23 protein-coding genes are annotated in these 24903 nt (G+C 44.8%); 12 read left to right on the top strand and 11 right to left on the bottom strand.

Annotated features, from left to right (window positions below; genetic code table 11):
• Nucleotides 1-364: 364 nt before the first annotated feature.
• The 4 genes from QT397_12355 to QT397_12370 all read left to right on the top strand — a co-directional run bounded on the left by QT397_12355 (nucleotide 365) and on the right by QT397_12370 (nucleotide 5311).
• The gene (locus QT397_12355; protein ID WNZ58084.1) at nucleotides 365-976 is read left to right on the top strand and encodes a CHAP domain-containing protein; all 612 of its coding nucleotides are present in this window, start codon (nucleotides 365-367) and stop codon (nucleotides 974-976) included.
• Nucleotides 977-1481: 505 nt separating this feature from the next.
• Nucleotides 1482-2405 (top strand): haloalkane dehalogenase, encoded by a 924-nt coding sequence (locus QT397_12360; GenBank protein ID WNZ58085.1) that lies wholly within the window; start codon nucleotides 1482-1484, stop codon nucleotides 2403-2405.
• A gap of 707 nt (nucleotides 2406-3112) precedes the next feature.
• Entirely contained in the window at nucleotides 3113-4261 is a 1149-nt protein-coding gene (locus tag QT397_12365) for an alpha/beta hydrolase-fold protein (GenBank protein ID WNZ58086.1), read from the top strand.
• 126 nt (nucleotides 4262-4387) lie between these two features.
• Nucleotides 4388-5311, top strand: coding sequence for a DMT family transporter (locus QT397_12370; protein WNZ58087.1), 924 nt, complete (start codon nucleotides 4388-4390; stop codon nucleotides 5309-5311).
• A gap of 130 nt (nucleotides 5312-5441) precedes the next feature.
• On the opposite strand, the gene QT397_12375 is transcribed toward QT397_12370, so the two are convergent.
• Nucleotides 5442-6365: an alpha/beta hydrolase gene (locus QT397_12375; protein ID WNZ58088.1), complete on the bottom strand. Its 924-nt coding sequence runs from the start codon at nucleotides 6363-6365 to the stop codon at nucleotides 5442-5444.
• A gap of 182 nt (nucleotides 6366-6547) precedes the next feature.
• On the opposite strand from QT397_12375, the gene QT397_12380 reads away from it, so the two are divergent.
• The 5 genes from QT397_12380 to QT397_12400 all read left to right on the top strand — a co-directional run bounded on the left by QT397_12380 (nucleotide 6548) and on the right by QT397_12400 (nucleotide 10924).
• Entirely contained in the window at nucleotides 6548-6898 is a 351-nt protein-coding gene (locus tag QT397_12380; protein WNZ58089.1) for a helix-turn-helix domain-containing protein, read from the top strand.
• A gap of 271 nt (nucleotides 6899-7169) precedes the next feature.
• A complete protein-coding gene (locus tag QT397_12385) occupies nucleotides 7170-7739 on the top strand; it encodes a class I SAM-dependent methyltransferase (protein ID WNZ58090.1) in 570 nt (189 codons plus the stop codon).
• A 518-nt stretch (nucleotides 7740-8257) separates the two neighbouring features.
• Entirely contained in the window at nucleotides 8258-9064 is an 807-nt protein-coding gene (locus tag QT397_12390) for a right-handed parallel beta-helix repeat-containing protein (GenBank protein ID WNZ58091.1), read from the top strand.
• Between the two features lie 168 nt (nucleotides 9065-9232).
• Nucleotides 9233-9688 (top strand): cupin domain-containing protein, encoded by a 456-nt coding sequence (locus tag QT397_12395; protein WNZ58092.1) that lies wholly within the window; start codon nucleotides 9233-9235, stop codon nucleotides 9686-9688.
• 513 nt (nucleotides 9689-10201) lie between these two features.
• On the top strand, nucleotides 10202-10924 hold the full coding sequence (locus tag QT397_12400) for a right-handed parallel beta-helix repeat-containing protein (GenBank protein ID WNZ58093.1): 723 nt from the start codon (nucleotides 10202-10204) through the stop codon (nucleotides 10922-10924).
• Nucleotides 10925-11282: 358 nt separating this feature from the next.
• Here the strand turns inward: QT397_12400 and pgmB are convergent, their stop codons facing one another.
• The 3 genes from pgmB to QT397_12415 form a co-directional block, all read right to left on the bottom strand.
• Complete coding sequence (gene pgmB / locus QT397_12405) at nucleotides 11283-11996, bottom strand: beta-phosphoglucomutase (GenBank protein ID WNZ58094.1); 714 nt, start codon at nucleotides 11994-11996, stop codon at nucleotides 11283-11285.
• A complete protein-coding gene (locus tag QT397_12410) occupies nucleotides 11996-14413 on the bottom strand; it encodes a glycosyl hydrolase family 65 protein (GenBank protein ID WNZ58095.1) in 2418 nt (805 codons plus the stop codon). The genes pgmB and QT397_12410 overlap by 1 nt, the downstream gene beginning before the upstream one ends.
• Nucleotides 14414-14521: 108 nt before the next feature.
• Nucleotides 14522-14674: a hypothetical protein gene (locus QT397_12415; GenBank protein WNZ58096.1), complete on the bottom strand. Its 153-nt coding sequence runs from the start codon at nucleotides 14672-14674 to the stop codon at nucleotides 14522-14524.
• A gap of 101 nt (nucleotides 14675-14775) precedes the next feature.
• Here QT397_12415 and QT397_12420 point away from each other — a divergent pair, with 101 nt between their 5' ends.
• The 3 genes from QT397_12420 (at nucleotide 14776) to QT397_12430 (ending at nucleotide 18694) form a co-directional block, all read left to right on the top strand.
• On the top strand, nucleotides 14776-16035 hold the full coding sequence (locus tag QT397_12420; GenBank protein ID WNZ58097.1) for an MFS transporter: 1260 nt from the start codon (nucleotides 14776-14778) through the stop codon (nucleotides 16033-16035).
• 71 nt (nucleotides 16036-16106) lie between these two features.
• Nucleotides 16107-17186, top strand: a complete 1080-nt coding sequence (locus QT397_12425; protein WNZ58098.1) for a LacI family DNA-binding transcriptional regulator — start codon at nucleotides 16107-16109, stop codon at nucleotides 17184-17186.
• A gap of 110 nt (nucleotides 17187-17296) precedes the next feature.
• Nucleotides 17297-18694, top strand: coding sequence for an MFS transporter (locus QT397_12430; protein WNZ58099.1), 1398 nt, complete (start codon nucleotides 17297-17299; stop codon nucleotides 18692-18694).
• 1 nt (nucleotide 18695) lies between these two features.
• On the opposite strand, the gene QT397_12435 is transcribed toward QT397_12430, so the two are convergent.
• The 7 genes from QT397_12435 to QT397_12465 all read right to left on the bottom strand — a co-directional run bounded on the left by QT397_12435 (nucleotide 18696) and on the right by QT397_12465 (nucleotide 24684).
• A complete protein-coding gene (locus tag QT397_12435) occupies nucleotides 18696-19352 on the bottom strand; it encodes a hypothetical protein (GenBank protein WNZ58100.1) in 657 nt (218 codons plus the stop codon).
• A 194-nt stretch (nucleotides 19353-19546) separates the two neighbouring features.
• Nucleotides 19547-20308 carry an amidohydrolase family protein gene (locus QT397_12440; protein ID WNZ58101.1) on the bottom strand — a complete coding sequence of 254 codons (762 nt, stop codon included), beginning with the start codon at nucleotides 20306-20308 and terminating at the stop codon, nucleotides 19547-19549.
• Nucleotides 20309-20329: 21 nt separating this feature from the next.
• Nucleotides 20330-21280, bottom strand: coding sequence for an alpha/beta hydrolase (locus tag QT397_12445; protein ID WNZ58102.1), 951 nt, complete (start codon nucleotides 21278-21280; stop codon nucleotides 20330-20332).
• 98 nt (nucleotides 21281-21378) lie between these two features.
• Nucleotides 21379-22101: an arsenical resistance protein ArsH gene (gene arsH, locus QT397_12450; GenBank protein WNZ58103.1), complete on the bottom strand. Its 723-nt coding sequence runs from the start codon at nucleotides 22099-22101 to the stop codon at nucleotides 21379-21381.
• A gap of 254 nt (nucleotides 22102-22355) precedes the next feature.
• Nucleotides 22356-22856, bottom strand: coding sequence for an ATP-binding protein (locus QT397_12455; protein WNZ58104.1), 501 nt, complete (start codon nucleotides 22854-22856; stop codon nucleotides 22356-22358).
• 338 nt (nucleotides 22857-23194) lie between these two features.
• Nucleotides 23195-23689 (bottom strand): hypothetical protein, encoded by a 495-nt coding sequence (locus tag QT397_12460; GenBank protein WNZ58105.1) that lies wholly within the window; start codon nucleotides 23687-23689, stop codon nucleotides 23195-23197.
• Nucleotides 23690-24000: 311 nt separating this feature from the next.
• Nucleotides 24001-24684, bottom strand: coding sequence for a hypothetical protein (locus tag QT397_12465; GenBank protein WNZ58106.1), 684 nt, complete (start codon nucleotides 24682-24684; stop codon nucleotides 24001-24003).
• Nucleotides 24685-24903 lie beyond the last annotated feature (219 nt).

Consider the following 24903-nt stretch of genomic DNA (forward strand, 5'->3'; position numbering starts at 1 on the left):
ACAAATAATGGAGCTTCGATCTTTGTGGTCTAACCCAAATCCTTCCGGAGGCTCCCCAATAAAGTATGTGGTTAAACTGCTTTCATGAAGCGAAATTAGAGTCGAGGTTGAGAGCCCTAAGGTCATTGCAGGTGTGAAACCTTAATGTTCATATACAAATTTAATTTGGCAGTGGGAGATAGTTCTATTAAGTTATGAGCAGTTACCCCAATTCCTATTGCTAGCTGTATGTTGACGTTCTGACTAAAAAGTGGCATTAAGGTGGCGTAAGGGTTTGTTAGCTGTACTCTTTTCCCCCACCTATTATTAGTTTAGTAATGTTTCATATGTATTAGTGATTTTGGGTTGGTACATTTTTGGTAATATGAAAAAATTTATTGGCTTTCTTGTTGTTGTTTTGGCAATACCACTGCTCGTCTATTTTTCTACCTATAAGGGGGAAAGAAGTTTTACCAATCATCATGGCCTTCCAAATGTTAATCTGGTTGTCGATAATGCGTATTCTCTTTGGTTTACGCCTTATGATCCACTGATGGGGATGTATAATAATATAGGAGGGAAACTTGGATTTATTGTCTGTAGTGATGTACCTAATATCGCTTACGGAATGGCTGGATATTCATTTCAGGTCTTATTGAGAGATAGTTTTGTAAAAAATCCAAATTTTTATGATACTCGAAATGGTAATAATCCAGAGAATCCATTTTTCCATCGCCGAGCAAGAAATCTATATTCCTATTTCCAGTCAATTCAATCTTTGAAACCAGCATCTTATAAGCCGCAGTTGGGGGATTTGGTTTTTTATAGAAAGATTGAAAAAGGATATATTGCCCATGTTGCTATAGTTACTTATGTTGATAATAGGGGGTTTAAAATCATGGAGTCAGCACCCAAAACCCTGTTCGCCAGGGAAGTAGAAATGGATTCTCCAGTGAAAAGGGGCTGGATCTTGGCGGGCTTTGGTAAAGTGTATTGAGGTGTTGTCCATGATTCGTAGTCATGAGAGATATTGTTCTTACAGTGATATATGCATCCCAGTGATTTTTGTAGCCTAATTTCTCCTAGGCTCAATTCCTGTTCACTGATAATTGAGATATATTGCTGGTAGACAGCTTACATCCAGATGGGTATTTCAATACATCTAACATGTTTTTAATGGTAAGAGGTTTGATTAATCGGCTTTGACAGGGTCGGTTGTACTTAGCCCAATGGTTTCAGACTTGCCAAATTGGCATTATGAGGTAATTTAAGTGATCTGGCGCCTAATAAGGTTTCTAAATGTAAAAATTAGAGATCATGCCATGTTTTAGGAGCATATTTATCCTTATTATCTAGTAGGATAATAGGTATTTTTCTACAGTTACCTTTTCAGATTTGAAGCACCGATAAAAGCGCCACAATGGATGATCTCTGGATTCCCACTGATCTAGCTTTTCAGAAGCAAGGCGTTAACTTAACTTTCAACTAAAAGAGGGTTGCCGATGTCTATTGAACGATTGAGAACTCCTGAGGAGCGCTTTTCTTTACTACCGGGTTTTCCGTATACTCCCCACTATATTGATAGCCTGGAAGGCTATGATTCTATGCGTATGGCATATATCGATGAGGGGGAGCAGGACTCGGATACCACCTTTCTTTGTCTCCATGGGGAGCCCAGTTGGGGTTACTTATATCGAAAAATGATCCCAGTTTTTGTTGAGGCAGGACACCGGGTAATTGCTCCAGATTTGTTTGGGTTTGGTCGCTCAGATAAGCCCGTCAATGAAGATGTGTACACTTTTAACTTCCATCGTAACAGCCTGATGCGTTTGATTGAGCATTTGGACCTTAAGAATATTACGCTGGTTTGTCAGGATTGGGGTGGACTTCTGGGATTGACACTTCCAATGGATATGCCGGATAGATTTACCCGATTACTGGTAATGAATACGGCTATCGCAGCAGGGGATGGTGCATCTGAGGGGTTCTACCACTGGCGGAACTTCTCTGTCAATGTACCTGAAATCCCTGTGGGAGGACTCATTGCCAATGATGCTCAATCTGAGGTCAATTTATTCGATATAGTAGCCTATGATGCGCCTTTTCCAGACAATCGCTATAAGGCTGGCGTTCGTCGATTCCCGTCAATTGTACCGGTTGATCCTGATATGGAGGGAGCAGAGCTAGGGGTAAGGGCTCGAGAATTCTGGTCTAGGAGCTGGGGTGGTGAGAGCTTTATGGCGATTGGAATGAGGGACTTTGTGCTTGGTGAGAAAGTGATGGAGTTGCTGAGGGGAACCATCAAAAACTGCCCCGAGCCTCTCAAACTAGCGGAGGCGGGCCACTTTGTGCAGGAATATGGTAAAGAAATTGCTGAAAAGGCTCTCAACCACTTCAAGCTTTCCTCTACAGTAACTGAAAATTAAGAGCGTACTAGTGCCGGGATAAGTTAGATCCCGGCGCTTTACTCCTGTGCAGCCTAAGAGGTTTAGGTTGCTCTCATCTTTCATAGCTAATTTACTACTGGGGCTCTGTTTACCGTAGTCTTGTTATCAAACTTCAGTGTGCTCAAAATGGGGCTTTTATCGATAACTATTACCTTTTATAAGGTTAATGGTAATCTGCACAGCTCGAATAGATACCTTAAGCCATTATTTTGAGTTGGGGTTTAATATGATCAATGGTAGTTGCCACTGTAAAAGTGTTCAATTTGTAGTTAATGAGAAATCACTGGATGTTCGCAAGTGTTATTGTGAAACATGTAGAAAGCTAAGTGGGGCTGATTATTCAGTGGTAGCATTGGTGAATAAGAGTCAGTTTAAGATTATTAGTTCTCCCCAGAAGCTTTTGCAATATATTTCTAAACCAGGAAAAACTCGGCACTATTGTCCCACTTGTTTTGCCCCGGTTTTTGTTGAGGTAGAATCCCAATCTAATCTTTGCCGGATTCGTCTGGGATTACTTGATGATAATCCTGAAGTTAATATATCTGGTCACATGTGGGTTAGTGAGATGCCCTCTTGGTGTAGTATTAGCGATAATCTTCCGGTATTCACTCACGATTACTCTGAATGATAAGACAGAGTTAGAAACTGTGGGCCGGTAAGTTGAGTTGTAATGAAAGGGTATTTGAATGAGAAGTATATTTGTTTTATTTTTGTTCTTTTCGGTTAATGTCCTAGGGGAGGTAGCACATTTCCGTATAGATTCAGAGATCCTGGGAGAGGAGGTTACAGCTCGGGTATCTTTACCGGATACCTATCACCATTCTAAGAGTTTTTCTTATCCTCTACTAGTGATATTGGATGGCTCAACGCAATTTAATCATATGGCGTCTAGTGTTCATTTTTATAGTACCTATGCCGTTATACCTGAAATGATAGTGGTCGGTATCAGCACTCAGGATCGGCTCGCATATTTTACTCCCACTGAGCCCGAAGCCTACGCGGGGCGCTCAGGCAAGGCTGACAAACTAACAAAATTCTTGGAAGACGAATTCTCAGGAATCTTGAGTAAGAAATATCGAATTTCTCCATATTCTATTATCTCAGGTCACTCACTTTCTGGGCTATATACTAGTTACTTGGCAATTAATAATGAATCTATGTTTGATGCAGCAATTTCAATTAGTCCCAGTTTATGGTGGGACGATTCATCTCTTATAGATGAGTATAAGGGTAGCCATGCAAGAAAGGAGAATAAGCCTTTTAGATGGTTTCTGAGCATGGCAAATGAGCCAAATGAAATGCCAGCGGCTTTTGACGGTATGCTTCAAGCATTAAACGATATGCCAAGATCAGGATTGCATTTCTCTTATGCGCGATTCCCCAATGAAACACATGACAGTACACCCTTAGTAGGCAATGCAAAAGGGTTGCAAGCAGTTTTCTCCGATTGGAATGCTGTGCCTGAAATTGATGTTATGTCTTTAAATGAATTAAAAGAGTTTTATAGTTCTAAAGTTGATGAGTATGGCTATTTATTTCAACTTTCTGCACATCAATATAATGTCTATGGGCTTAAAGCGGCCTATGAAGGTAAGACTGATTGGGGGATTGAGATCCTAGAGCAGGGAGCTAGGGAATTCCCCGATTCTGAGATTTTGTGGGATAGTTTGGCAACTGCCTATAAGTTGGGCGGAAAACTAAAGAGTGCAATGGGGGCTTCAGATCGAGCCGTTAAGTTAGCAGAAGAGACCAACTCAGTCTTTCTCAGCGAAATGAATACTCAAAATACTCAGCTTAGAGCTGTGCAGGTAGAAGGTTCTTTGGGGGATATATAAGAGGGAGGGGGTAATAGGGTAGTACCAGCATAAAATTACAGTAGGGTATTGGGACGATAAACTTGGTATGCATATTAGAAATGTCACACTTCAATAGAATCTGTAGTCTTTATTAGAGAGTTTAAAGTGAAGTTTAAAGACAGTCGTGGAATTATTCTGACTATTTTGGCAATGCTCTGTTTGGCTGGTATGGATGCAACAGGTAAGCTACTCATCCAGAACTATTCTATTGTTCAAATAATGGCGATTCGTTTCGCGATATTTTTCTTCATCGTTATAAGCTTGGCAAGACTCAAAGGGAGCTTGGATATAGTACGAAGTGAAATATTTGGCACTCAATTAGCTCGCTCTATTGTTCTCGCTCTTGAGGTGTCAGTATTTATTTTTGCTTTTAGTATGATGTCTTTGGCTGATGTGCATGCTATAGCTGCGACCGCTCCATTATTCGCAATATTAATGGCTGGATGGTTTTTAGGGGAGAGGATAGATACAAGGAGCTGGGTAAGTGTTGCGGCTGGATTTATAGGTGCCCTTATTATCATTAGGCCTGGAATGGGAATGATGGGTTGGCAAACCTTGATCCCCATCTTGGGAGCTATCCTATGGGCCGCATATCAAGTGCTTTCACGCCGTGTTTCACACTTTGATAGTGCCGATACAACCGTTTTCTATACCGCGACCATGGGTCTTATTATTTTTGGAAGCTTAGCACCATTTTATTGGGTAGAGCCGACAGTATCAGGGTGGCAATTGTTGATTTTAAATGGGCTCTTAGGTGCAATGGGCCACTATTTACTGATTAAGGCACTGGCACTTACTCCAGCTTCTATTTTGCAGCCCTTTAGTTACGCTTTACTATTTTGGGCTATTGTTATTGGCTTTGTAATCTTCGGAGATCTGCCTGATGGAAATACATTATTTGGCGCCTTCGTAATATTGGCTGCGGGATTTTATGCTTCAGACCTAGGCCGCGCATTGATTGGTGATTCACAGATTAAGGCCAAAAAGGGGAAGGATGATGCTGAATCAGAGTCAAAGTTAATGAGTTAAAAAACCAATTTGATAAAGGGCGCTCTAATGATGGTAGTTGAGCCCCATTAATATATCGGTGGCGAAATTGTTTAACGCCACCTTGAATTCAGTTAGTGATTAGGTATCTGTTCTTAGAATATTTAAAAACTCATGCGTCACGATGCTCAAGGAAGCCGCCATCTACCCAATTGATTATCAAGTCAACATACTCTTGTCCAGCATCTTCCGATGAGAAGTGAGATGCGTTATCAAATATAACTAGCTTACTATTGGGGATATGCTTGGATAAGGCAGTCGCATTATCCACTAAAACAAATGGATCTCTCTTGCCCCAAGTGATCAATGTCGGAACATTAATACCATTTAGTTTTCTCTCAATCCATGGAAGCTCTTTCGAATAGCTTCCAAAGAAACTGATGGCGCACTTGTGACTGTCATTATCAAAGGCTATGTCATAGTACTCTTGGATAGCTCGTTTGCTGGGTTTGTAGTTGTGATAGCCGTCTTTGACGGCAGTCAGGAAGTTGGTTTTCATTACTGACTTCTTGTTTAAGCCTTTTGCTATCCAGCGAACCATTCGGGATCTGACAACGGCCATAAGAATAGGAGAGAGTTTTGGAGGGAAGGTGCCTGGGCCGTCAAAGATATTGAGACTCAAGAATCGTTGAGGGTGGTTAATAACGGCCGCTAAAGCAATAGGCACACCCACATCCGGCCCTACCAGGTGGGCCTGCTTGATGCCAAAATGGTTCATTATTTGAACAAGGGCTTCGCTCAGGCTGCTCGGAGACATATCTCCTTCCTCCGCTTTTGATAAGCCAAATCCTGGGATATCAAAGGCTAGCACATCAAACTTTTCACTAAATGCTTCAATGGATGACTCCCACATGCGAATACTTTGGGGTAGACCATTCAGCAGTAGTAGGCTGGGAGCCTGAGGTTTTTCCTTGCGTAGAAAGCGAATGTTAAATTTCCCTACAGAGACAAACTGCGGTGTAAATATATCGTCAGCGGTTGAGGGTCTATTGGAGGCGTATTGGGTTAGGGCCTTGTCTAAGAGAGCTTGGGTCATAACAGGGTATATATCTATATGGGTCTATAGGTGATTTCGGGTTAAGTTACTTATTTATACTAGGTTACTCACTTGAGAGTTGGTTGCCAATAAGGCACTATTAAGTGGTTAAGTTACTTTTTGATAACCTATGGAGTGGAAGGGTGGGGACGCAGAATAAAAATAGTGAGAGGCGCGTGTTTGTGAATGATGATGAATGTCCCGTTCGTAATGTAGTAGCTCAAATTGGTGACAAGTGGTCCATCCTGATATTGTTTGCCCTTGTTGATGGTCCAGATCGCTTCAACTCCCTAAAGTCGCGTATTGAAGGGATTTCACAGCGAATGTTGACGCAAACCCTGCGTGACTTAGAGCGCGATGGTTTTGTACTCCGTTCTGTCTTTGCGCAGGTTCCAGTTAAAGTGGAGTATGAATTAACTGACCTGGGAAGGGGGTTATCTGCAGCTGTGTGGAAGTTAGTCTCTTGGGCAGATGAACATCATCCCGAGATTCGTAAAGCGCGCCTAAGATATGATGAGGATAATCAATCGTAGATTAAGGATTCTACCTTCTATTGTCCCCATTTAGGGCTTCTCTCAAAAATTATCAGTCTGCTTTGTAGTAAAGCATGATCTGTACTTGCAATTGAGTTCAATAGAGCCTTTTGTAGCTGAAGCATTACTGTAAATATATAGTTAGAATGATTGGCAATCTTAGTTTTCTTGAACTTGAGGCATAACGGAATAGGACTTACAAGTAAATTTAAATTTCTTACCCTTGATAATTAAATAGAATCGATAAATATAAGTAATTAGAAGGTGAGCCATGGATTTTTTTGAAATTAACCGACACTCCTGGGATAGCCGCACCCGTATTCATGTGAAGTCTGAATTTTATAATATTGATGGATTTCTAAGCGGAAAATCTACTTTAAATGAATTTGAGCTTTCAGATATAGGTAATGTGTCTGGAAAAAGTTTACTTCACTTACAGTGTCACTTTGGCTTGGATACCTTATCTTGGGCTCGATTGGGGGCGAAGGTGACGGGAGTTGATATTTCTTCTGTAGCCATTACTGAAGCACAGGCTCTTTCTGACCGTTCAGGTTTACATGGAGAGTTTATCTGCAATGATATCTACAGTTTTGGAGAGTCAAATAATAAAGAATTTGATATCGTCTTTACTTCCTACGGTGCACTCTGTTGGTTGCCGGATATCGAGCGGTGGGCATCAGTTGTTGCTCAATGCTTAAAGCCGGGGGGACTTTCTACATCGCAGAATTTCATCCATTTTATGATATTTTCTCTGGTTACACATACTTTCATCGAGCCGATCCAGATATTGAAGAGCAGGGTACCTATACAGAGAATGATCGGGGTGGCAAGTCTACCCTAGCCACCTGGTCACATCCGATTAGCGATGTTGTGAGTGCATTATTAAAATATGGTATTCAAATCACTCAACTAAAAGAATACCCGTATAGCCCTTACAACTGTTTTGATGGCATGGAGGAGCGTGAGAAGGGGAAATACTACCTGTTTTTTAAAGGACATGAGATTCCGCTAATTTATACTATTAAAGGTGTCAAAGTTACTTGAGATAAAGAGCAATAACAGTAATCAGGCTAGCGGTAGATTTGTGCAGAGCCTTTTTTAAGGGAGGGAAAAGGAGGGTAATGAGTACCGCCCCCTTAAACTTCCCATGTAAAGGCCCACTGGCTTCATATCCAACACTGCTTTCTTGCGTTTTGTCTAATTGGCGTAGATAGCCACTATTTACCATTCACAGATGTTTAGATTCCGTACTTAGTTGCCATTTCTTTAAGAGAAATTTCTTATAGCCCTTTTAGCAAGCTGGATCACACTCTGTTCAGGAGAAGGTCATTATTAACTGATTTTATAGAGGGTAGTAAGATGGCTATATGGCAATTACAAGGTATGAAGTGTGCTTTATCTATATTTGCAGGTGCTTTTTGCTTGCTGATATCCGGGCTTGCATCGGCGGTTGATTGTGGTGATACCATTAACACCCGAGAAGTTTTGGATGATGATTTGGTATGTACAGATAATATCGCGATAACCATTGTTGGCCCAACTGGTGGCCTGGATATGAATGGTCATACCATTACTTGTGACAATAATTCTGCAATAGGCATAGATGTTGTCGGTCTTGTGGGGTATTTGGAGGGCGCAGGTACTATATCATTCTGCCAGACGGGCGTTAGATTGGCTGGTGATGGATTTCATAATGTAACCAATATTTCTGCTAACAATAATGACTTTGTAGGGTTGGCGGTATCGAGCGACTTCAATCTAATTACTAATTCAAGTGCTAATGGTAATGGTAATACTGGCATATTAGTTACGGGGCTAAGAAATACCTTGATCTCAAATATTATCGAAAGTAACTTACTAGATGGGATTCAGTTGGATGGTGATGCTCCAAGTTTAGCCCAAAATTATATATATGATAATAATCGATATGGGATCTATATTGCTGATTCCAACTTTGGGAATTATAGCCAGAACACCTCTGAGATGAATGGTTCAGTGGGTATCTATATGGAAGCAGCTAATCAGTTTTTTAACTTTATTCTCAACAACACATCCAAGGGAAATACTGATTTTGACTTGGAGGATCTAAATGCAAATGCATGTAGTAATATTAATGTCTGGCGTGGAAACACTTTTACTACTGCTAATCCCAGTTGTTTAAATTAAGGCTTTTTGCAAGGCTCACCTTAAAGTAAACTGGGTGAGCCTGTGTTCAATTCGTATCCGCTCAACTATTTGCTTGTTGTCTATAAGGATTAAATTTCACTGATACATTATGTGGTAATGTAGTATCAGACATGTTTCTAACTCTGATTACAAGGTGCTGATTAATCCATGAAGCCTGATAACTTAATTGATCATCCTGAAGGCGGGAAATTTCTTCAGGTGTTTAAGTCGAGCTCAATAGTAACAAGGGAGGATGGGCAGAAGCGAAGCGCATTGACGCATATTTACTTTTCCTTACAGAAAGATGAAGTATCTAGGTTTCACCGGGTCGAATCTGATGAGGTTTGGAATTTATATAGGGGGGAAGGCTTATATCTCTATATTTGGACTGAGGGGGATAGCTGTTTGCAAAGGACTGAGATTTCCGCAAAGAATAATATATTTTGTCATGTTGTTCCTGCTGGTGCCTGGCAGGCTGCTGAGCCAATTGGGAGTTCTGTTTTGGTCGGATGTTCGGTAGGCCCGGGGTTTGAATTTTCGGATTTCAATTTAATCAAGGTTGATGATCCTGTAGCAAAACAACTGTGTGAGATAGATAGTTGTTTGAGTCGCTTCATTCGTTAAGCCTAAAGTTTAAGCTGTAGTTACGCTTTACTATTGATGGATATTTTGGCGTAAATTTTATGGAGTCTATTTTAAGCTTTTCACTTCACGTCTATGCACGAGTTTTGATTATTTTACTTGCCCAAGCTTCTCTATGCCATTACCTTTTACATGCCAGAGCTATTGAGAATATTTTCCTATGGATATTTCACTCTTTGGGCTCAAAATGTATCCCAATATTCTTTTTTCTGATTTCAAGGATTTTTATTACCTGGGCATAATGGTTATGACTAAAAATTGTTATTGGGTTTACTTCAGCTCTTTCGCATAATGTAAATGCCGATGATGTGTACGCTGATACCATTGCGAGTACAGAAATAATAAGTAAGGATCTCAATTGTAATTTGATTGGGTTAACAGTTGCTGGGCTGACCGGTAGCTCGGATTTAAGTGGCAATTGGCTGTGGTGGTGAGTAGTAATCAATAGCTAAACAGTTTTATTAGGGGGGTACAATACTATTTTAGGAGTTCATTATGAATATTTGGCAGGAAGGAACGCAGTCTAAACTATATTCTTATCTATTTTTCGGTAGTGCGTTAGTAATCTCTGGAAGTGTAAATGCAGATATAGTGTGTGGCGGTAATATTACAACTCCAGAGGTGTTAACTGAGAACTTTTCTTGTAATTCCGGTGTAATAGTAACTGGCCCTACAGGAAGCCTGAACTTGAATGGATTTACGTTTGATTGTGAAGGAGGGGCAGGTGTCATTCTTGAAGGTACAGGAGCTGTATTATCTGGAGGTGCATCAGGAGGTACATTGGATGAATGTGGTACAGGAGTCATTGCAGCAGGTTCCGGTAGCCACACAATTACGGGTATAACATTTAGTGAGGTTTTTGGAGAAGGGGTTTTCCTCGACTCGGACAACAATACGCTGTCTGGTTCGATTATTGATGTACCAATTGGTGGTGAAGGTGTGTTTATTAGAGGCAGTAACTCAACGGTGATAAATAACGAGATTGTTAGTTCAGATGGATTCGGGGAAAGTGGTATCTTTTTTGATCTCGGGGCAGATAATTCGACCGTAATATCTAATAAGATAACCGGTTTTAGTGATTATGGTATGGAAATATGTAGCAATGGTAATTTCATTGCTCAAAATACGGTTGAACTCACTGGTTTTACAGATCCTATTCCCGGCACTGCGGTAGGTATATCGTTGGCTAAGTTCGCCATTCCCATCTGCTTTTTTTGATCCGGATAGCCAATTCGGAAATGTAATTATTGGCAATATAGCAACTGATAACAACTCTACCGATCTTGAGGATACTAATCCCTTCCCCTGCCTTAATACCTGGTTTGGCAATACGGCTGATAATATAGAAGGGGCCTGTATTGATCAATGAGCCGTAAAATTATTCCCTAGAAGGCCAGCGAAATCTTATTCTTTTGACTGATGTTTGGTGAAAGGGTGCGCGGATATTAATATAAGCCTTGGCCGATTGCTAAAATATCACACCGGGATTATCCGGTGTGATATAGACGTGATTAGCTCATTTAGAGGTTCGTTATATATTGGAGTCTTGCTGCTTGCATGGTAGAGCCATAGGGTTCTAATCTATTTTTTCGTTGGGTCGTTTATCGATATTCATATTTTGACGAATGCCGGACTCTGCTAGTACAGATAAGAAAAAGTCATTTGGTGTAAATTCCAATAGGGTTGCCAGGGTGTAGTCAGCATCTTTAAGGACATCTGGGCTGCCTATGCCTACAGCCGTCATACCATCAGCGGACTTAATTGCACTGACTCCTGCGAGCGCATCCTCAAAAGCAATGCAAAACTCTGGATCAATTCCTAGACCTTTGGCGGCGGCTAGGAATATATCTGGTGCAGGTTTAGGTGCAGATTTTTCTGGGTCTGCAATAACAGAAAAGTAACGGGATATTCCCAGGGCTTCCAATACCGCCGGCGCGTTTTTACTCGCTGAGGCGAGGCCAACCGGAATATGCTGAGAATTTAACCATGCGAGCAGTTTACCGGCGCCCGGTAACAAGTCTGCGGGAGAGAGGCTGCGAATTAATTCCTGGTAGCGGCTGTTTTTTCTAGCAGCCAGTGCGATTTTTGCTTCTTCAGTGTAATTGCTGCTTTTTTCCCCGAGAATCACCTCAAGAGAAGCCATTCTTTCCAGGCCCTTTAAGCGCTCTTCAGTATCCGCTGTCCAGGGAAGGTTGAGCCCTTCAGCCAGCTGTTGCCATGCGATCAGGTGGAGACGTGCGGTGTCTGCAATAACGCCGTCGAGATCAAAAATTGCTGCACGATAGATCATCAGGATACCTCCTCCATCGGTGCTATTTGAATGGTTTCTGTTTGCCCTGGTGTCTCCAGGAATAGAATTTGCTTGCCGTGATGAAGACTGAGCGCTTCACCTTTCACCAAGGTGTACCTGGCGCTGTAAGAATCGACATCGACTGCGATCGTGCGGCCACGGAATTGCAACCGGAAACGATAGCCGTCCATTCCATTGGGCAGATATGGATTGAAGTTGAGTTCATTGCCGTGCAGCCGCATGCCAGCAAATCCCTGGACCATACACATCCAGGTGCCCCCCATACAGGCAGTGTGTATACCGTGCTGGGTATTGTTGTGGTGGTTATCCAGATCCATTCGCGCAACTTGCTGGAAGTAGTTCAGCGCTTTATCCGGATACCCAACTTCACTGGCAATAATGCTGTGAATACAAGCGGATAAAGTGGAATCGTGCGTGGTGAGCGGTTCATAGAAGTCGAAATCCCGACGCTTCTGCTCAATTGAAAACTCTGAACTTTCCAGTAACAGGCCAAGAACGACATCCGCCTGCTTACAAACTTGGTGTCGATAGATCACCAGGGGATGATAGTGAAGTAACAGCGGGAATTGATCGGCTGGCGTTTCGGCAATATTCCAGCGGGGTTTGTTTAGAAAACTATCGTCCTGAGAATGTATACCCTGCTTTTCATCGTAGGGCAGATACATGCTTTCTGCGGCCTTGGCCCAGTTATCAATTTCCTGTTTGCCGAGTTGAATACGCTGGGTTAACTCATCGCACGCTGCAGGATCGAATGATTTTAACCACTGTAATACTTCAACAGCATATTCAAGATGGGCCTTGGCCATCAGGTTTGTGTAGAAATTATTGTCAACCAGGGCGGTGTATTCGTCTGGTCCGGTAACCTCATTGATACAGAACTGGTTGTCGCGAAGTGCGTTGAAGTGGCCAATCTCCAACCACATACGAGCGCCTTCTATCACGACTTCTGCGCCCTTGTTGCGCAGAAAATCGACATCACCGGTAACCCGGCAGTAATGTCGTACGGCGTAGGCAATATCCGCATTGATATGGTATTGCGCAGTGCCTGCCGGGTAATAGGCTGAGCACTCCTCACCGCCGATGGTGCGCCAGGGAAACAGTGCTCCCTTTTGAATCGACATCTCCCTCGCTCTTTTTCGTGCGGCATCGAGGATTGAGTAGCGGTATTCCAGTAGGCCGCGCGCTAATTCGGGTTGGGTGTAGAGGAAAAACGGTAGTACATAGATTTCTGTATCCCAGAAATAGTGGCCGTCATAGCCGTCACCGGAAAGTCCTTTGGCTGCAATATTGGTATTGCCATCCCGACCTAGGGATTGGAACAAGTGGTACTGGTTGAAACGTATTCCCTGCTGCAGGGCATCATTTCCACTGACCTGAATATCGGACTCAAGCCAGAAATTGTCCATTTGTATACGCTGGGTTTCGATATGGTCCGCAAAACTTTTAGCCGCACAGCGCTCCAGGTAATGATGCAATTCGCCTGCTGATATCGGCTCAGCATTTTGCTGTGCAAAGTAAGCGACGTACTTGGTTAGGCGAATAGGGGTGTTGCGGCGGGCAGCAAAGCGATAGTCAACCGAGACGCAGTCTTCACTGCGGAGGTTATTGGACGTGTAATCGCTGTCACTCTCACAAAGGTGCAGGGCTGCGCATCGTATAGAGAAGCCACTGCTCTTAACGGATAGAGGCAGGGCTAAATAACCATCTTCAGCTGTATTTTCCAGCCATTCGATATCTCCCCGGTCAATAGGGGAGGCTAGGCGTGGGTCCTCACTGCGTTCTGCTTGGGCAAGGTCACCATCAAGGCAGGATTGCAGGTGTACCTCTCCGTCAAAATTGATGGGTGTGAGTTCCAGTTGCAGAGCTAACAGGTTTTTCTCACTGAGGGAAACCAGGCGCTGCACTTTGAGTTCAATGGTTTTTCCTTTTGGGGAGCGCCAAGTGAGTTTTCTCTCGCTGATCCCCGCGGCCATGTCCAGGCGACGCTCGTAGTTGAGCAGCTCGCCTTGGGCGAGACTAAAGCGTTCTCCATCCAAGCTGATATAAATGGTCTTGCCGTCGGGAACCGTCAACATCCTCTGGTTGTTGCGCGCGTAGCCATAAGCAGACTCACCATAGGTGATAGGTTCGCTGGCGTAGACTCCATTCAGGTAACAACCATCCGTGAAGGGTTCTGGATCGAAACCCTCCTCAAAGGTACCGCGTAAGCCGATATAGCCATTACCGAGGGAGAATAGGGTGGCATTGAGGCTGTAATCTTCGGGCTGGAAGGTGTCCTCCACCAAGTCCCAGGGGTGGATCTTGTGTTTGATTTGTTGTTTTTGCTTCATACCACTTTCACTGGATTGGAGATTGGGTCCTAGGGCCGGGCCTGCTGGGCCTTCGGCAACTGGCATTCAGTCTATCCGTAGTTGATGTCTTTTTGCAATCGATTGCAAGTCTGGGGTTAAGCCTGACTGATACTAGAAGATAGACCTGATTTTCATCTCCGAAAAGTCTGTAAGCTACTGAAAAATAATGGTTATTTTCTTTTCCTGGGTCAATTGCCAGTTGTTTTGTGACTGATCGGCATAAGGCATTCCCAAATTTTTATTGGTTTTTATGCAAACGATTGCAAATTTTTGTCTGACTGATACATACTGGGTATCTTCAGGCATCTGGGAGAAGTCGCCTTTCTCCACAAAGTCTGGGTAAAAAATGTACAATAACAGGTTGGTACGGCTGACTGCCTAAACCACAGAGCCAGATAGAATCCACTATGAAGAATCAGCGCATACTCCTATCTCTATTCACTATCTACTTTGTCTTTGCCATTTTGTTGAACAGCGTGGGTACTGTGATCCTGCAGGTAATCAATACCTATGGGGTGAGTAAATCTGCTGCGAGTGTGCTGGAGGGGTTCAAGGATATCCCCATCGGTATAGTGTCTTTCCTGATTGCTTCCCAGCTTCCCCGATTGGGGTTTAAGCGGGCGATGCTGGCGGGGTTGGCAATCGTCACCCTGGCTTGTACAGCTATGCCCCTGTTACCCGGGTTTTGGACGGCGAAGTTACTGTTCTTGTCCGTGGGTGTTGCGTTCGCATTGGTAAAGGTTGCCGCATACTCCACCGTGGGATTGTTAGCGCAGGGCCGCAGCGCACATGCGAGCCTTCTAAACACCCTGGAGGGGGTGTTTATGGTGGGAGTTCTCAGTGGCTACTGGCTGTTTAGCGCTTTTATTGATTCATCGAACCAAGGGTCGACTGCCTGGCTCAATGTGTATTGGGTGCTGGCGGTGGTCTGTGTGATTGCATTTGTATTGCTCTGGTGCACAGAGCTTGATGAATCCGGGGCGCGAATCGAAGAGGCTAGCCCGAAACAGGACTTTATCGCGATGATAAAGTTGATGGCCAAACCTCTGGTATACATCTACGTGATCTCCGTATTTTTCTATGTATTGATTGAGCAGGGGATAGGAAGTTGGTTGCCGACCTTTAATAATGAAATTCTTAAGCTGCCGGCTGCAATGAGTGTTCAGGCTGCAAGTATCTTTGCCGCAGGGCTGGCGTTGGGGCGACTTGGTGCCGGTGTGATGATGCGCAAAGTACACTGGTACCCGATGCTGAATGTGTGCTTAGTTGCGATGGGATTACTGGTGGTCGTTAGCCTGCCCCTGGCGAGTAATATTGTGGCGAATCCCGATGTAAACTGGCTCAGTGCTCCAGTGGCGGCTTTTGTTTTACCGCTGATTGGCTTGTTTATGGCACCTGTGTATCCAGCTATCAATTCTGTGATGCTCAGTTCCTTGCCCACCCACCAGCACTCTGCAATGACAGGTTTACTGGTGATTTTTTCTGCGCTGGGCGGTACAACTGGCTCACTGATTACCGGGTCGGTTTTCGAGGCCTTTGATGGCCAGGTGGCTTTCTACTTATCCTTGGTACCCATCACAGTGATTCTGATTACCCTGTTCTTTTTCCGTCGCGCCGTAGAGCGGGGGGATGAGACGCTTGAGGCCTCAGCCCCCCTGGCTGGGTAGCAGGGTGGTTTTACAAACTTGGGCGACGGGCCTAAGATGGCATTTTTCCCGCGAACAAGGTGAAGTACGCCATGCCCAAGGGGTCCTCCTCTCCCGTTTCCATGTCCGATATTGCTCGGTTGGCGGGAGTTTCTGAATCTACTGTTTCGCGAGCGCTGAACGATAATCCATTGATTAACGAAAAGACTCGCGAGCGTATTCAAAAAATCGCGAGCTCCATGAATTACAAAATCAATGAGAGCGCGCGAAACTTACGCCTGCAACGCAGCCATACAATTTCGGTTGTGATTAATACGGGGCGCAGTGGCGGCCAGACATTTTCTGATCCATTTATGATCGATATGATCGGTTCAATTGCTGATCGCCTTGCGGTGCATAAATACGATTTACTGTTTTCCAGCAGTATCGCCAGCCGCTCGGATTGGCATTCTTATCTGATGAGTTCCAGGCGGGCTGATGGCGTTATTGTGATTGGCCAGGGGGTGGATGATACCCCACTTCGTGATCTGCAGCAGCAGGGGGACCCTCTTGTTGTCTGGGGAGGGACCTCAACGCAGGGGGCCGAATATTGCATCGTTAGTAGTGACAATCAAATGGGCGGGCGTCAGGCCACAGAGCACTTAATGAGCTTGGGGCGGCGGCGAATACTCTTTCTCGGCGACACAGCTCACCCGGAGGTCAATGGGCGCTTTGAAGGTTACTGTGCCGCGCTCAATGAAGCTGATCTGTCTGGCACTACCAGGCAGTTGACCGCCGGTTTCTCCAGTGAAAGTGGTTATCAATCCATTATCGACCTGGTTGCGCAGGAAGGGCTTAGTTTTGATGGCATTTTCGCCGCCAGTGACAGTATCGCTATGGGGGCGATAAAAGCGCTACAGGCCCGTGGCTATAAGGTGCCGGAAGATGTCGGCATAGTGGGTTTTGACGATATCCCAATCGCGCCGTTTTTTACCCCTCCCCTGACAACCGTTCGCCAGAACATCCACCGAGGTGGTGAATTGATGGTGGAGAAAATGATGGAACTCCTCTCTGGAAAATCGGCGATGCCAGATGTACTACCTACCGAGTTGGTAGTGCGGGGTTCTTGTGGTGCCAATCCGGATTACCAGCCTGTAGAGGAGTTCTTTCAAGACACTTCAGGTGAGCGTTAGTCGCAGGCTCTCACCATTTTGTTTGCCAGCAGGGGCGTAGTTAGTGTCCCTGCCGTTTCCCGAGTTTGAGCCACACTTGTAACACCGAACTCTGTGGCTGGACTCGAAACATGGTAGATGAGAAAACTAAACTGACCAGAATTCAGGTACTGGGACTGTTTGCCCTAAGCTTGGCAATTTTTCTGATCGGAAATGATCTCACTGCGTTTTCCGTAGCAATCCCAGCCATCGAAAAAGACTTCAACTCCAATATCACCACCACCCAATGGATTATCAACGGCTATACATTGGCTTTTGGGATACTGCTGATCTCGGGCGGGCGTTTGGCGGATATGTTTGGCCGGCGCAAAATCTTTTTCATCGGCATGACCTCCTTTGCATTTTTCTCCCTCCTCGGTGGCATAGCTACCAATATTCCAATGCTGCTGGCGGCGCGGGGATTGATGGGGATCGGCAGTGCCCTTATGTGGCCGGCAATCCTGGGGCTGATCTACGGGATGTTACCGGAGGACCGCTCGGGCTTTGCCGGGGGCTTGGTGATGGGCATGTGTGCCGCTGCGAATGCAATTGGTCCGGTATTGGGGGGCATTCTTACAGACTTATTGAGCTGGCGCTGGATTTTCTTTATCAACTTGCCGGTGGCTGCATTGGCATTTTGGGTCTGCTGGAAGGTTATCCCGGATGACACACCGGAAAATGTCACCGAGCGCATTGATTACGGTGGTGTAATCACCCTGACTACATCGCTATTTTGCCTTCTGCTGGCGCTGGATTTAGTCGTGGATATCGGCTTTAAGAGCCCGGTGATTATTGTCTTGGCACTAGCCACCTTGCTGTTTATGGGGGCGTTTATCCTGGTTGAGCGCCATGTGGGCAGAGATGCGTTAATTCCCGTAGATGTAGCAACGAATCACGGTTTCTTTGCCGCAGGTATAGCTACCTTGTTGCTGTCTGTGGTGTTCTTTGCTGCCCTTGTATACGTTCCCCAATACTTGAGTAAGGTCCATAATCACTCGGCGATGTATTCGGGAATGGGGCTACTTCCTATGATGGTCTCATTTGGCTTGGTGTCTTTTATTGCCGGTGGGCTCTACGAAACGCTCGGTGCAAAAACGATTGTCTCGGCGGGCACCATTGCCATGTGTATCGGTATGTTTATGCTTTCTCATTTGCATAAAGAAACAACTTTTTTGCAAATGGTACCGGGACTGGTGGTTCTTGGGGCGGGTATTGGCCTGTTTTATTCTGCTATTACTACTGCCGCAATTACGGTTGTAGCGCCGGAGCGAGCAAGCTTGGCGGGAGCAATTCTCTATATGTTCCAGATTGGTGGGGGAGCAATAGGCTTGGGTATGAATACCACAATTGTCGCAATGGCTCCCGATATTTCTACGGGGATCGATCGCGCTTTCACGGTTAATGCCTATCTGGCGATGATGGGACTGGTGGTGTGCCTTTTGTTTGTTTCAGGGAAGCCAGCGGGTAAAGCTCCCCTGTCTGAGAAATGATTTATTGCTCGCTTAAATTTCTATTGCCTAATTCTGCAAAATTCACGTTCGTGATGATGCCATCAGTATTGTAACTGAGAATCAATACTTTTTGATAAGAGGCCGGTTGGAAAATAGCCTTATTGGTTTGGCTATACATATACACTTTGGCTTTCTCGGATTTATTGCTAATCAGTGGGTACTGATATTCGCCGGAGGGTTTGCCCAATAAATCCAGAGCTTCGAGAATACTGGTTTGGCCTTCGCTGATAAGTGGTACTTTTGACTCATCAAAATCGGTGGAATCTTCAGCGAGAGAGCTGACAAAATCCTGCCCAACCAATTTATCGTCATAAAAGTAGAAACCCTGGTTACGGGTGCCGCTAATATTTTCGTTAACCGCCTTTTTGCCAGTAGTGGGATACGCATAAGCGAGTGTTAAAATTTGTTGGTTGTTTTTTACAAACATGCCTTTTTCATAAGGCTTACCGAGTTTCTCTTTAATGGATTGCTCAGTATCTACGCCTAACGCTACCTCTTTTTCTCCCAGGGGTTTTGTGCCAATGCCGGTACATCCGGATAGCACAAATAGGGAAAAAATAACCGTTACCAGTCCTTTCACTACAACCTCCTGCACTGTATCTTCCAGGTTCCCTGTGGCCTGAAATATTCGGCGCATCCTACAATTCGCATGTTTTAATTGCCAGTGATTTATAAAGATGATCGATGACCCGAGATTACACTGCTGTAGCATGAATTGAGTGGGTATAGAGAAGTGCACGAATTTAGGCATATCGTGCGCTTTTAGAAAATACAGCGTAGTGAATGACAGCAGAAGAAGAACTCAGTTCCTGATACTGCCCCCTCATTCCATTATTTTTTTAAATAAAATTGATAGGCATTTTTTACCAGGACATTTTCTGCTTGTGCTTCATCAAGGGTGTCGCGAATTAACAAAATATCTTCAGGTTTGAAGGGACGCGGTGCCCTGGTAGAGGGAAGATCGGAGCCAAACATCAGGCAATGTGGGTTGGCCTGATAGAGGTCGACAATTGCCGCTGCGGGGTCGAAATCCAGGCGGCCAAAGCCGCTCGCTTTTACCTTTACCCCTTTTTCTGCCAGTTTGAGCAAGATGGGAAAACCCTGCTTGGTGATTCCCATGTGATCGATAGAGGCGGCTGGTAACGCGATCAATTTATTATAGAGAGGGGTCAATGCAGAGGCTTCAACGTATAGTTCGACATGCCAGCCTGCCAAGTCAAAAACTCGCCGGGCAAGGGTATCGATAAAACCGATCTGTTCCGAGCCACCCCGTACCAAATTAAAGCGTAGGGCTCTGACTCCATGTTTGTGGAGTGACAAAATGGTGTTGTCGGGAGTGTCGGCGGATAGCTGTGTGACCCCAACATAGTTTTTGCCCAGCTTTTCCAGGGCATCAATAAGGTAGGTTTGATCCAGCTTCTGGAATGAGCCGGAAACTACAGCGCCCCCCACTAGCTGGTAGTTTTGTAACTTGAGTTGATAGTCGTCCACGGTAAATGTTGGCGGCAAATAGCCGTGATTTGGGAATAGGGGGAACTTGGGATTTATGATGTGGAAGTGACTATCAAATAGTCTCTGTTTTTGCTGTTCCATAGTCGGGTGCACCGTGCTCGCTTAGATTTCCTGGATGACTCTCACTCGATCTGCAAGAGCGCGCTGTGAAACGGGAATGTCCGGGGCGAATAGCTCCCAAGAGTGAATCACGCCAGGTCGAACGTGGAGCTCCGTGCTAACACCGGCATCGGTGAGTAATTGGGCGTATTGCATATCCTCATCGCGAAAAATATCTAGTTCGCCAACATCGATAAATGCTGGCGGTAGACCCTTGGCATCTTGCAGGCGGGCAGGGGCAGCATGAGGACTGACTGCAGGGCTGCCCACTTGGTTGCCCAGGTAAGCGGTCCAGCCGGTGAGATTGTCTTCATAGGTCCAGATAATAAATGGCAATAATTCGGGATCGGGAGTAACCGTCCTGTCGTCCAGCATTGGGTATAACAATATCTGCCGTGCCAGGGACGGGCCTTTTTTGTCGCGAGCGACAATTGTCAGGGCTGCAGCCAGACCCCCTCCGGCACTATCTCCCATGATGCCAATTCGCGTGGGGTCAATGGAGAGTTCCTGTGAGTGTTGTACCAGCCAAACAAATGCCCGATAGCAATCATCAATCGGTATAGGGTAGGGGAACTCCGGAGCCTTTCGGTAATTTACTGCTAAAAATGGCACGCCGCTGGCAGCTACATATTTGGCGATGACCAAGTCGTACCGTGAGATATCGTGGCAGATGAGCCCACCGCCATGAATGTAGAGAATGGCGGAGCCTGGTTTGCTATTCTCCTTTTGGTACCAGCGTAACTGGATCTCCTCTTGGTCTGAACTCTTTAGGGTAAAGTCCCGAAAGGAAACATCTGATGGAAAACTGCGACCCTGAAATAGTGCTTGGGTGACCACGGCTCCATTCTTACGGCGAGTATTCACGTCCCCAATAGGCGCTTCTGCCAAGGTATCCAGCAAGTCGCCAAACTTGCCAAGGGCGCTTGAAAAGTCCGGGTCCAGGGAAAAGCTCATTGACGAGATCCTTATCGGAGTTCCTATCAGCTAGTGGTCCATAGCTAGATATGGACCTTTGCTAAATGTGGACCTTCGGCAGCGAAATGCCAGTACTTTTAGCTGGGTTCTGCGACACCGCTTTCAGCCACCAAGGTCTGAATAGATGTTGTCGAAGCTGACTGCACCTCTGATTTGTTCTCGCTGTACCGCTCGGTCAGATAGTTACCCTGGCCACGCAACAAAATGGTGGTTTTTACCAGCTCTTCCAGAACGTCAATCACCCGGTCCCGGAATGGGGAATCTTTGAGGTGCCCTTGTTCATCGAATTCCTGCCAGGCCTTGGCAATAGAGGATTGGTTGGGAATCGTAAACATACGCATCCAGCGGCCGAGAACCCTCAAATTGTTGACGGTATTGAATGACTGTGAGCCACCGGAAATCTGCATGACCGCCAGGGTTTTTCCCTGGGTTGCCCGGCTTGCAGATTGGTCCAGTGGTAGCCAGTCGATCTGATTCTTGAAAACGGCCGAGACATTTCCATGTATTTCCGGGCTAATCCACACTTGACCCTGGCTCCAGGCAGACCACTCGCGCAATTGCTGCACCTTGGGGTGATCCTGGCTGGTGCCGTCGTAAATAGGGAGCTCGACAGGGTCAAACAAGCGAACCTCGGCACCAAAATGCTGCAATATTTCAACAACCTGGTTGGCCAATAGACGCGAAAAGGAGTTGGGTCTCAGGGATCCGTACAACACTAGAATCCTGGTAGGGTCACCACTGGGAGGGGAGTCCACTAGGCGATTAAGAATATTGATGGGGGTGTGGTTCGGTAGCATCATGAGTTACCTCCAAATTTCTATATTTCTATAATAATCGAAATATAAGGCAAAGCAAAGGTACAGCAGCCTGAGTCGGGCCTTTCTGAATCCGCTTGGAACCGGCTAGTCGAATAACGGGTGCACAGGGACTCAAAATACTGGGCCAGCATCGAGACTTAGGCTTCCTTTAGTTTCTCCAACACTGGAGGAGATAGCGCAAACGGAAAGAGAGTCCAGCAGAGGTTGCTCCCAATTGTTAGGGGGAGTGGGTACGTTTAAATGCCTCCCTGATGGACTACTTCAATATTGAATCCCTCTGATTGGTTAGGTTCTTCAAAGTACTTATTAACTTGTTTGAAGGTCTCAGGGGTGTCAAAGGCGGCTCGTTCGGGGTGTGATTTTTGCCTTTGGGCGATTTGCCGTAAACATAATTTATCATCGGCTTTAAGATAGATTAATTGATGGGGAAAGAGGTTATCCAGAAATATCTCTTTGAACCAAGATCTTTGTTTTCTTGTATTGCCGGGAAAATCCAGTACTACCGAGATGCCACTCCTTAAAATATCCTGAGTATGTGACTTGATCATTGGTTTTAATCTTGCAGAATACTCTATGTAAGTGGAGAGTGAACAGATCTCATGGGGATATAAATTAGACAGCCACTCATCTTCGGAAATAAGGATTGCTCCTGTAGTTTGTGCTATCTCCGCAGCTTTTGTACTTTTTCCTGCGCCCATCTTTCCACAAAATAAAAAGAGCATTCCGTTTTCTTTCACAGTTCTTCCCGTTAATCCGATTAGAGAAAATTTCGACTATGGGAAAATCATGCCTGAAACTTTACGCTTGGTAAATAGTGGCAAAGGGAACTCATGAAATGGCGATTTAGCTAAGCATCAGGGAAATACCAGACTTGCGGTGGCCGAATATACTTGAAGCCATCTAGATGGCTAGTATTTACGTCGTGGGAATCTTTACTGCCTTAGATGCTTATATTCAGCCCAAAGGTGAGCCTGATATAGGTATTTCGTCTCTATTCAACAAGATACCGATTAACTGCGGCATTTGACAAACACCATTGAGTTTAACCAGCTTTGATCCGCATCAAAGTCTTTTATCAGGGGGCTTCAGTAACACCTGTAAACTTTCTTAACCCATGGGAAATCATATAGCTTGGTACATAGGATGGCGGCTTTGAGGCTATCAAGTAATTACACACTTCCAGCTTTCTTGCTCCTCCCTGATCAAGAGAGTTAATACTGGCGAATAGCTTATTTCGATCTCCCTCTGACATCGAATTAAATTTTTTATTGAAAATCACTCTTAATACATTGTGCCCGGTTTTGTCGCTAACCCTCTGTGTGTCGAAATAAGCAAAGGCACTGGCAACCATTAACAGCTCAGCTGCCTCATCAAATTTGGATTGTTCGGTACATGTTTTGGCGGCAGAAGTAATATCTGTCGGTGAATGGGTAGATTGTACTGATGTGGCACTGATACATCCGAGAGACGAAGTGGCTTGACTATCCTTACTGACATAGTTGTTGGCTTGCGCGCCTAAAACAAATGTGGCGAGCAGAAGAGCAAGAATTGGAGGCAGGATTTTGCTCATGATTCGAATTTCCTTTCCTTAGTGCCTCCTTAATCATAGACGCCGAAGTGCCAGTATTATCTCAACCACCTGAGAAATTTATTAGCCAGTTAGTGTAGATTTTAGTGGGATTTGTTTAAAAATCTGAATTGGAGATGTCTAGGGCTAAATTCCTGCCAATGGGGAAAGGAGTGTGCTTTCATGCCATTGAAGTACAGGAGGCTTCAGCTAAAGCGTGCCGCTCGCAATTCTCTGGTGCTAAGCGGCACCTAGTAGCCATCAGCTCTGACAGAGTTGGATTTGTCGCAATTGCTATTAAGTTAGTTGAGAAATTATTCGGTGTTGGGTTGTGATTCTTGAGAAGCTTGGAATAGTGATTTTATCAGATTCTTGGTGATTTCTTTTTGGTGTTCAGCTCTCAGGTTCTTCATGTACGCAGACTCGTCGGGAACAACTATTTCAGGCAGTATTTCTTTCACTGCTGAATCGCCATTCCATTCTACGGTCGCTCTGCTGTCGAAGCTGGTTCTGAACTTTATATATTTATCCTTATCGATAAACACATAGCTATTTGAGAAGTATTCAGCATCGTTTCTGTTGGTAAGTGTGAAAGATGACTTTTTTCCAGAATATAGCTTTTCACCGATTTTAAAACTGAAGTTTTCAATAGTCTCTGGTGATCTTGACTTGTAATGCCCTTGCTCTATAGCAAAGTCAACTTCATCTATAATATCGCCCATTTCAATGGAGATAATTTCATCTGTATTTTCCCATGTGATGCTATCGATAGGGTATACATAGACATTGATAATATCGGTAGGATACTGCTTATTATCGTACTTTAGGGCAATTCCCAGCATGGGTTCATCGAAGGTGCTGCTTTCGGTGAGTACAAAGTTATCTGTTTCTTCTGGAGTGATCAGGTCTTGCTGATAATTGCTTGCATTTTGCGGTCGCATAGATCCACATGAGGCGATAAGAATACTACTCAATATGATAAGTGCCTTGCTTTTCATTCTCTCTCCTTGATAAGGCTGCTTTCCTGGGGCGGAAATTATAAGTTTCTATTTGTTCTATGAATGTAATATTTCAATAAGCCTACCACTCCTTGGGTGCTCAATTCATCGTTTGGTAAGTATAAATATCTAAGTTGTACTCTTCTTATATCCTGAATCCGGCCTAGCTTTAAATCAACTCTACGCCTTAAGGGGAAGATTTCTTGTCGTCTATTTTTT

The sequence above is a fragment of the Microbulbifer sp. MKSA007 genome (assembly GCA_032615215.1).
In the GTDB taxonomy this organism is placed as follows: Bacteria; Pseudomonadota; Gammaproteobacteria; order Pseudomonadales; family Cellvibrionaceae; genus Microbulbifer.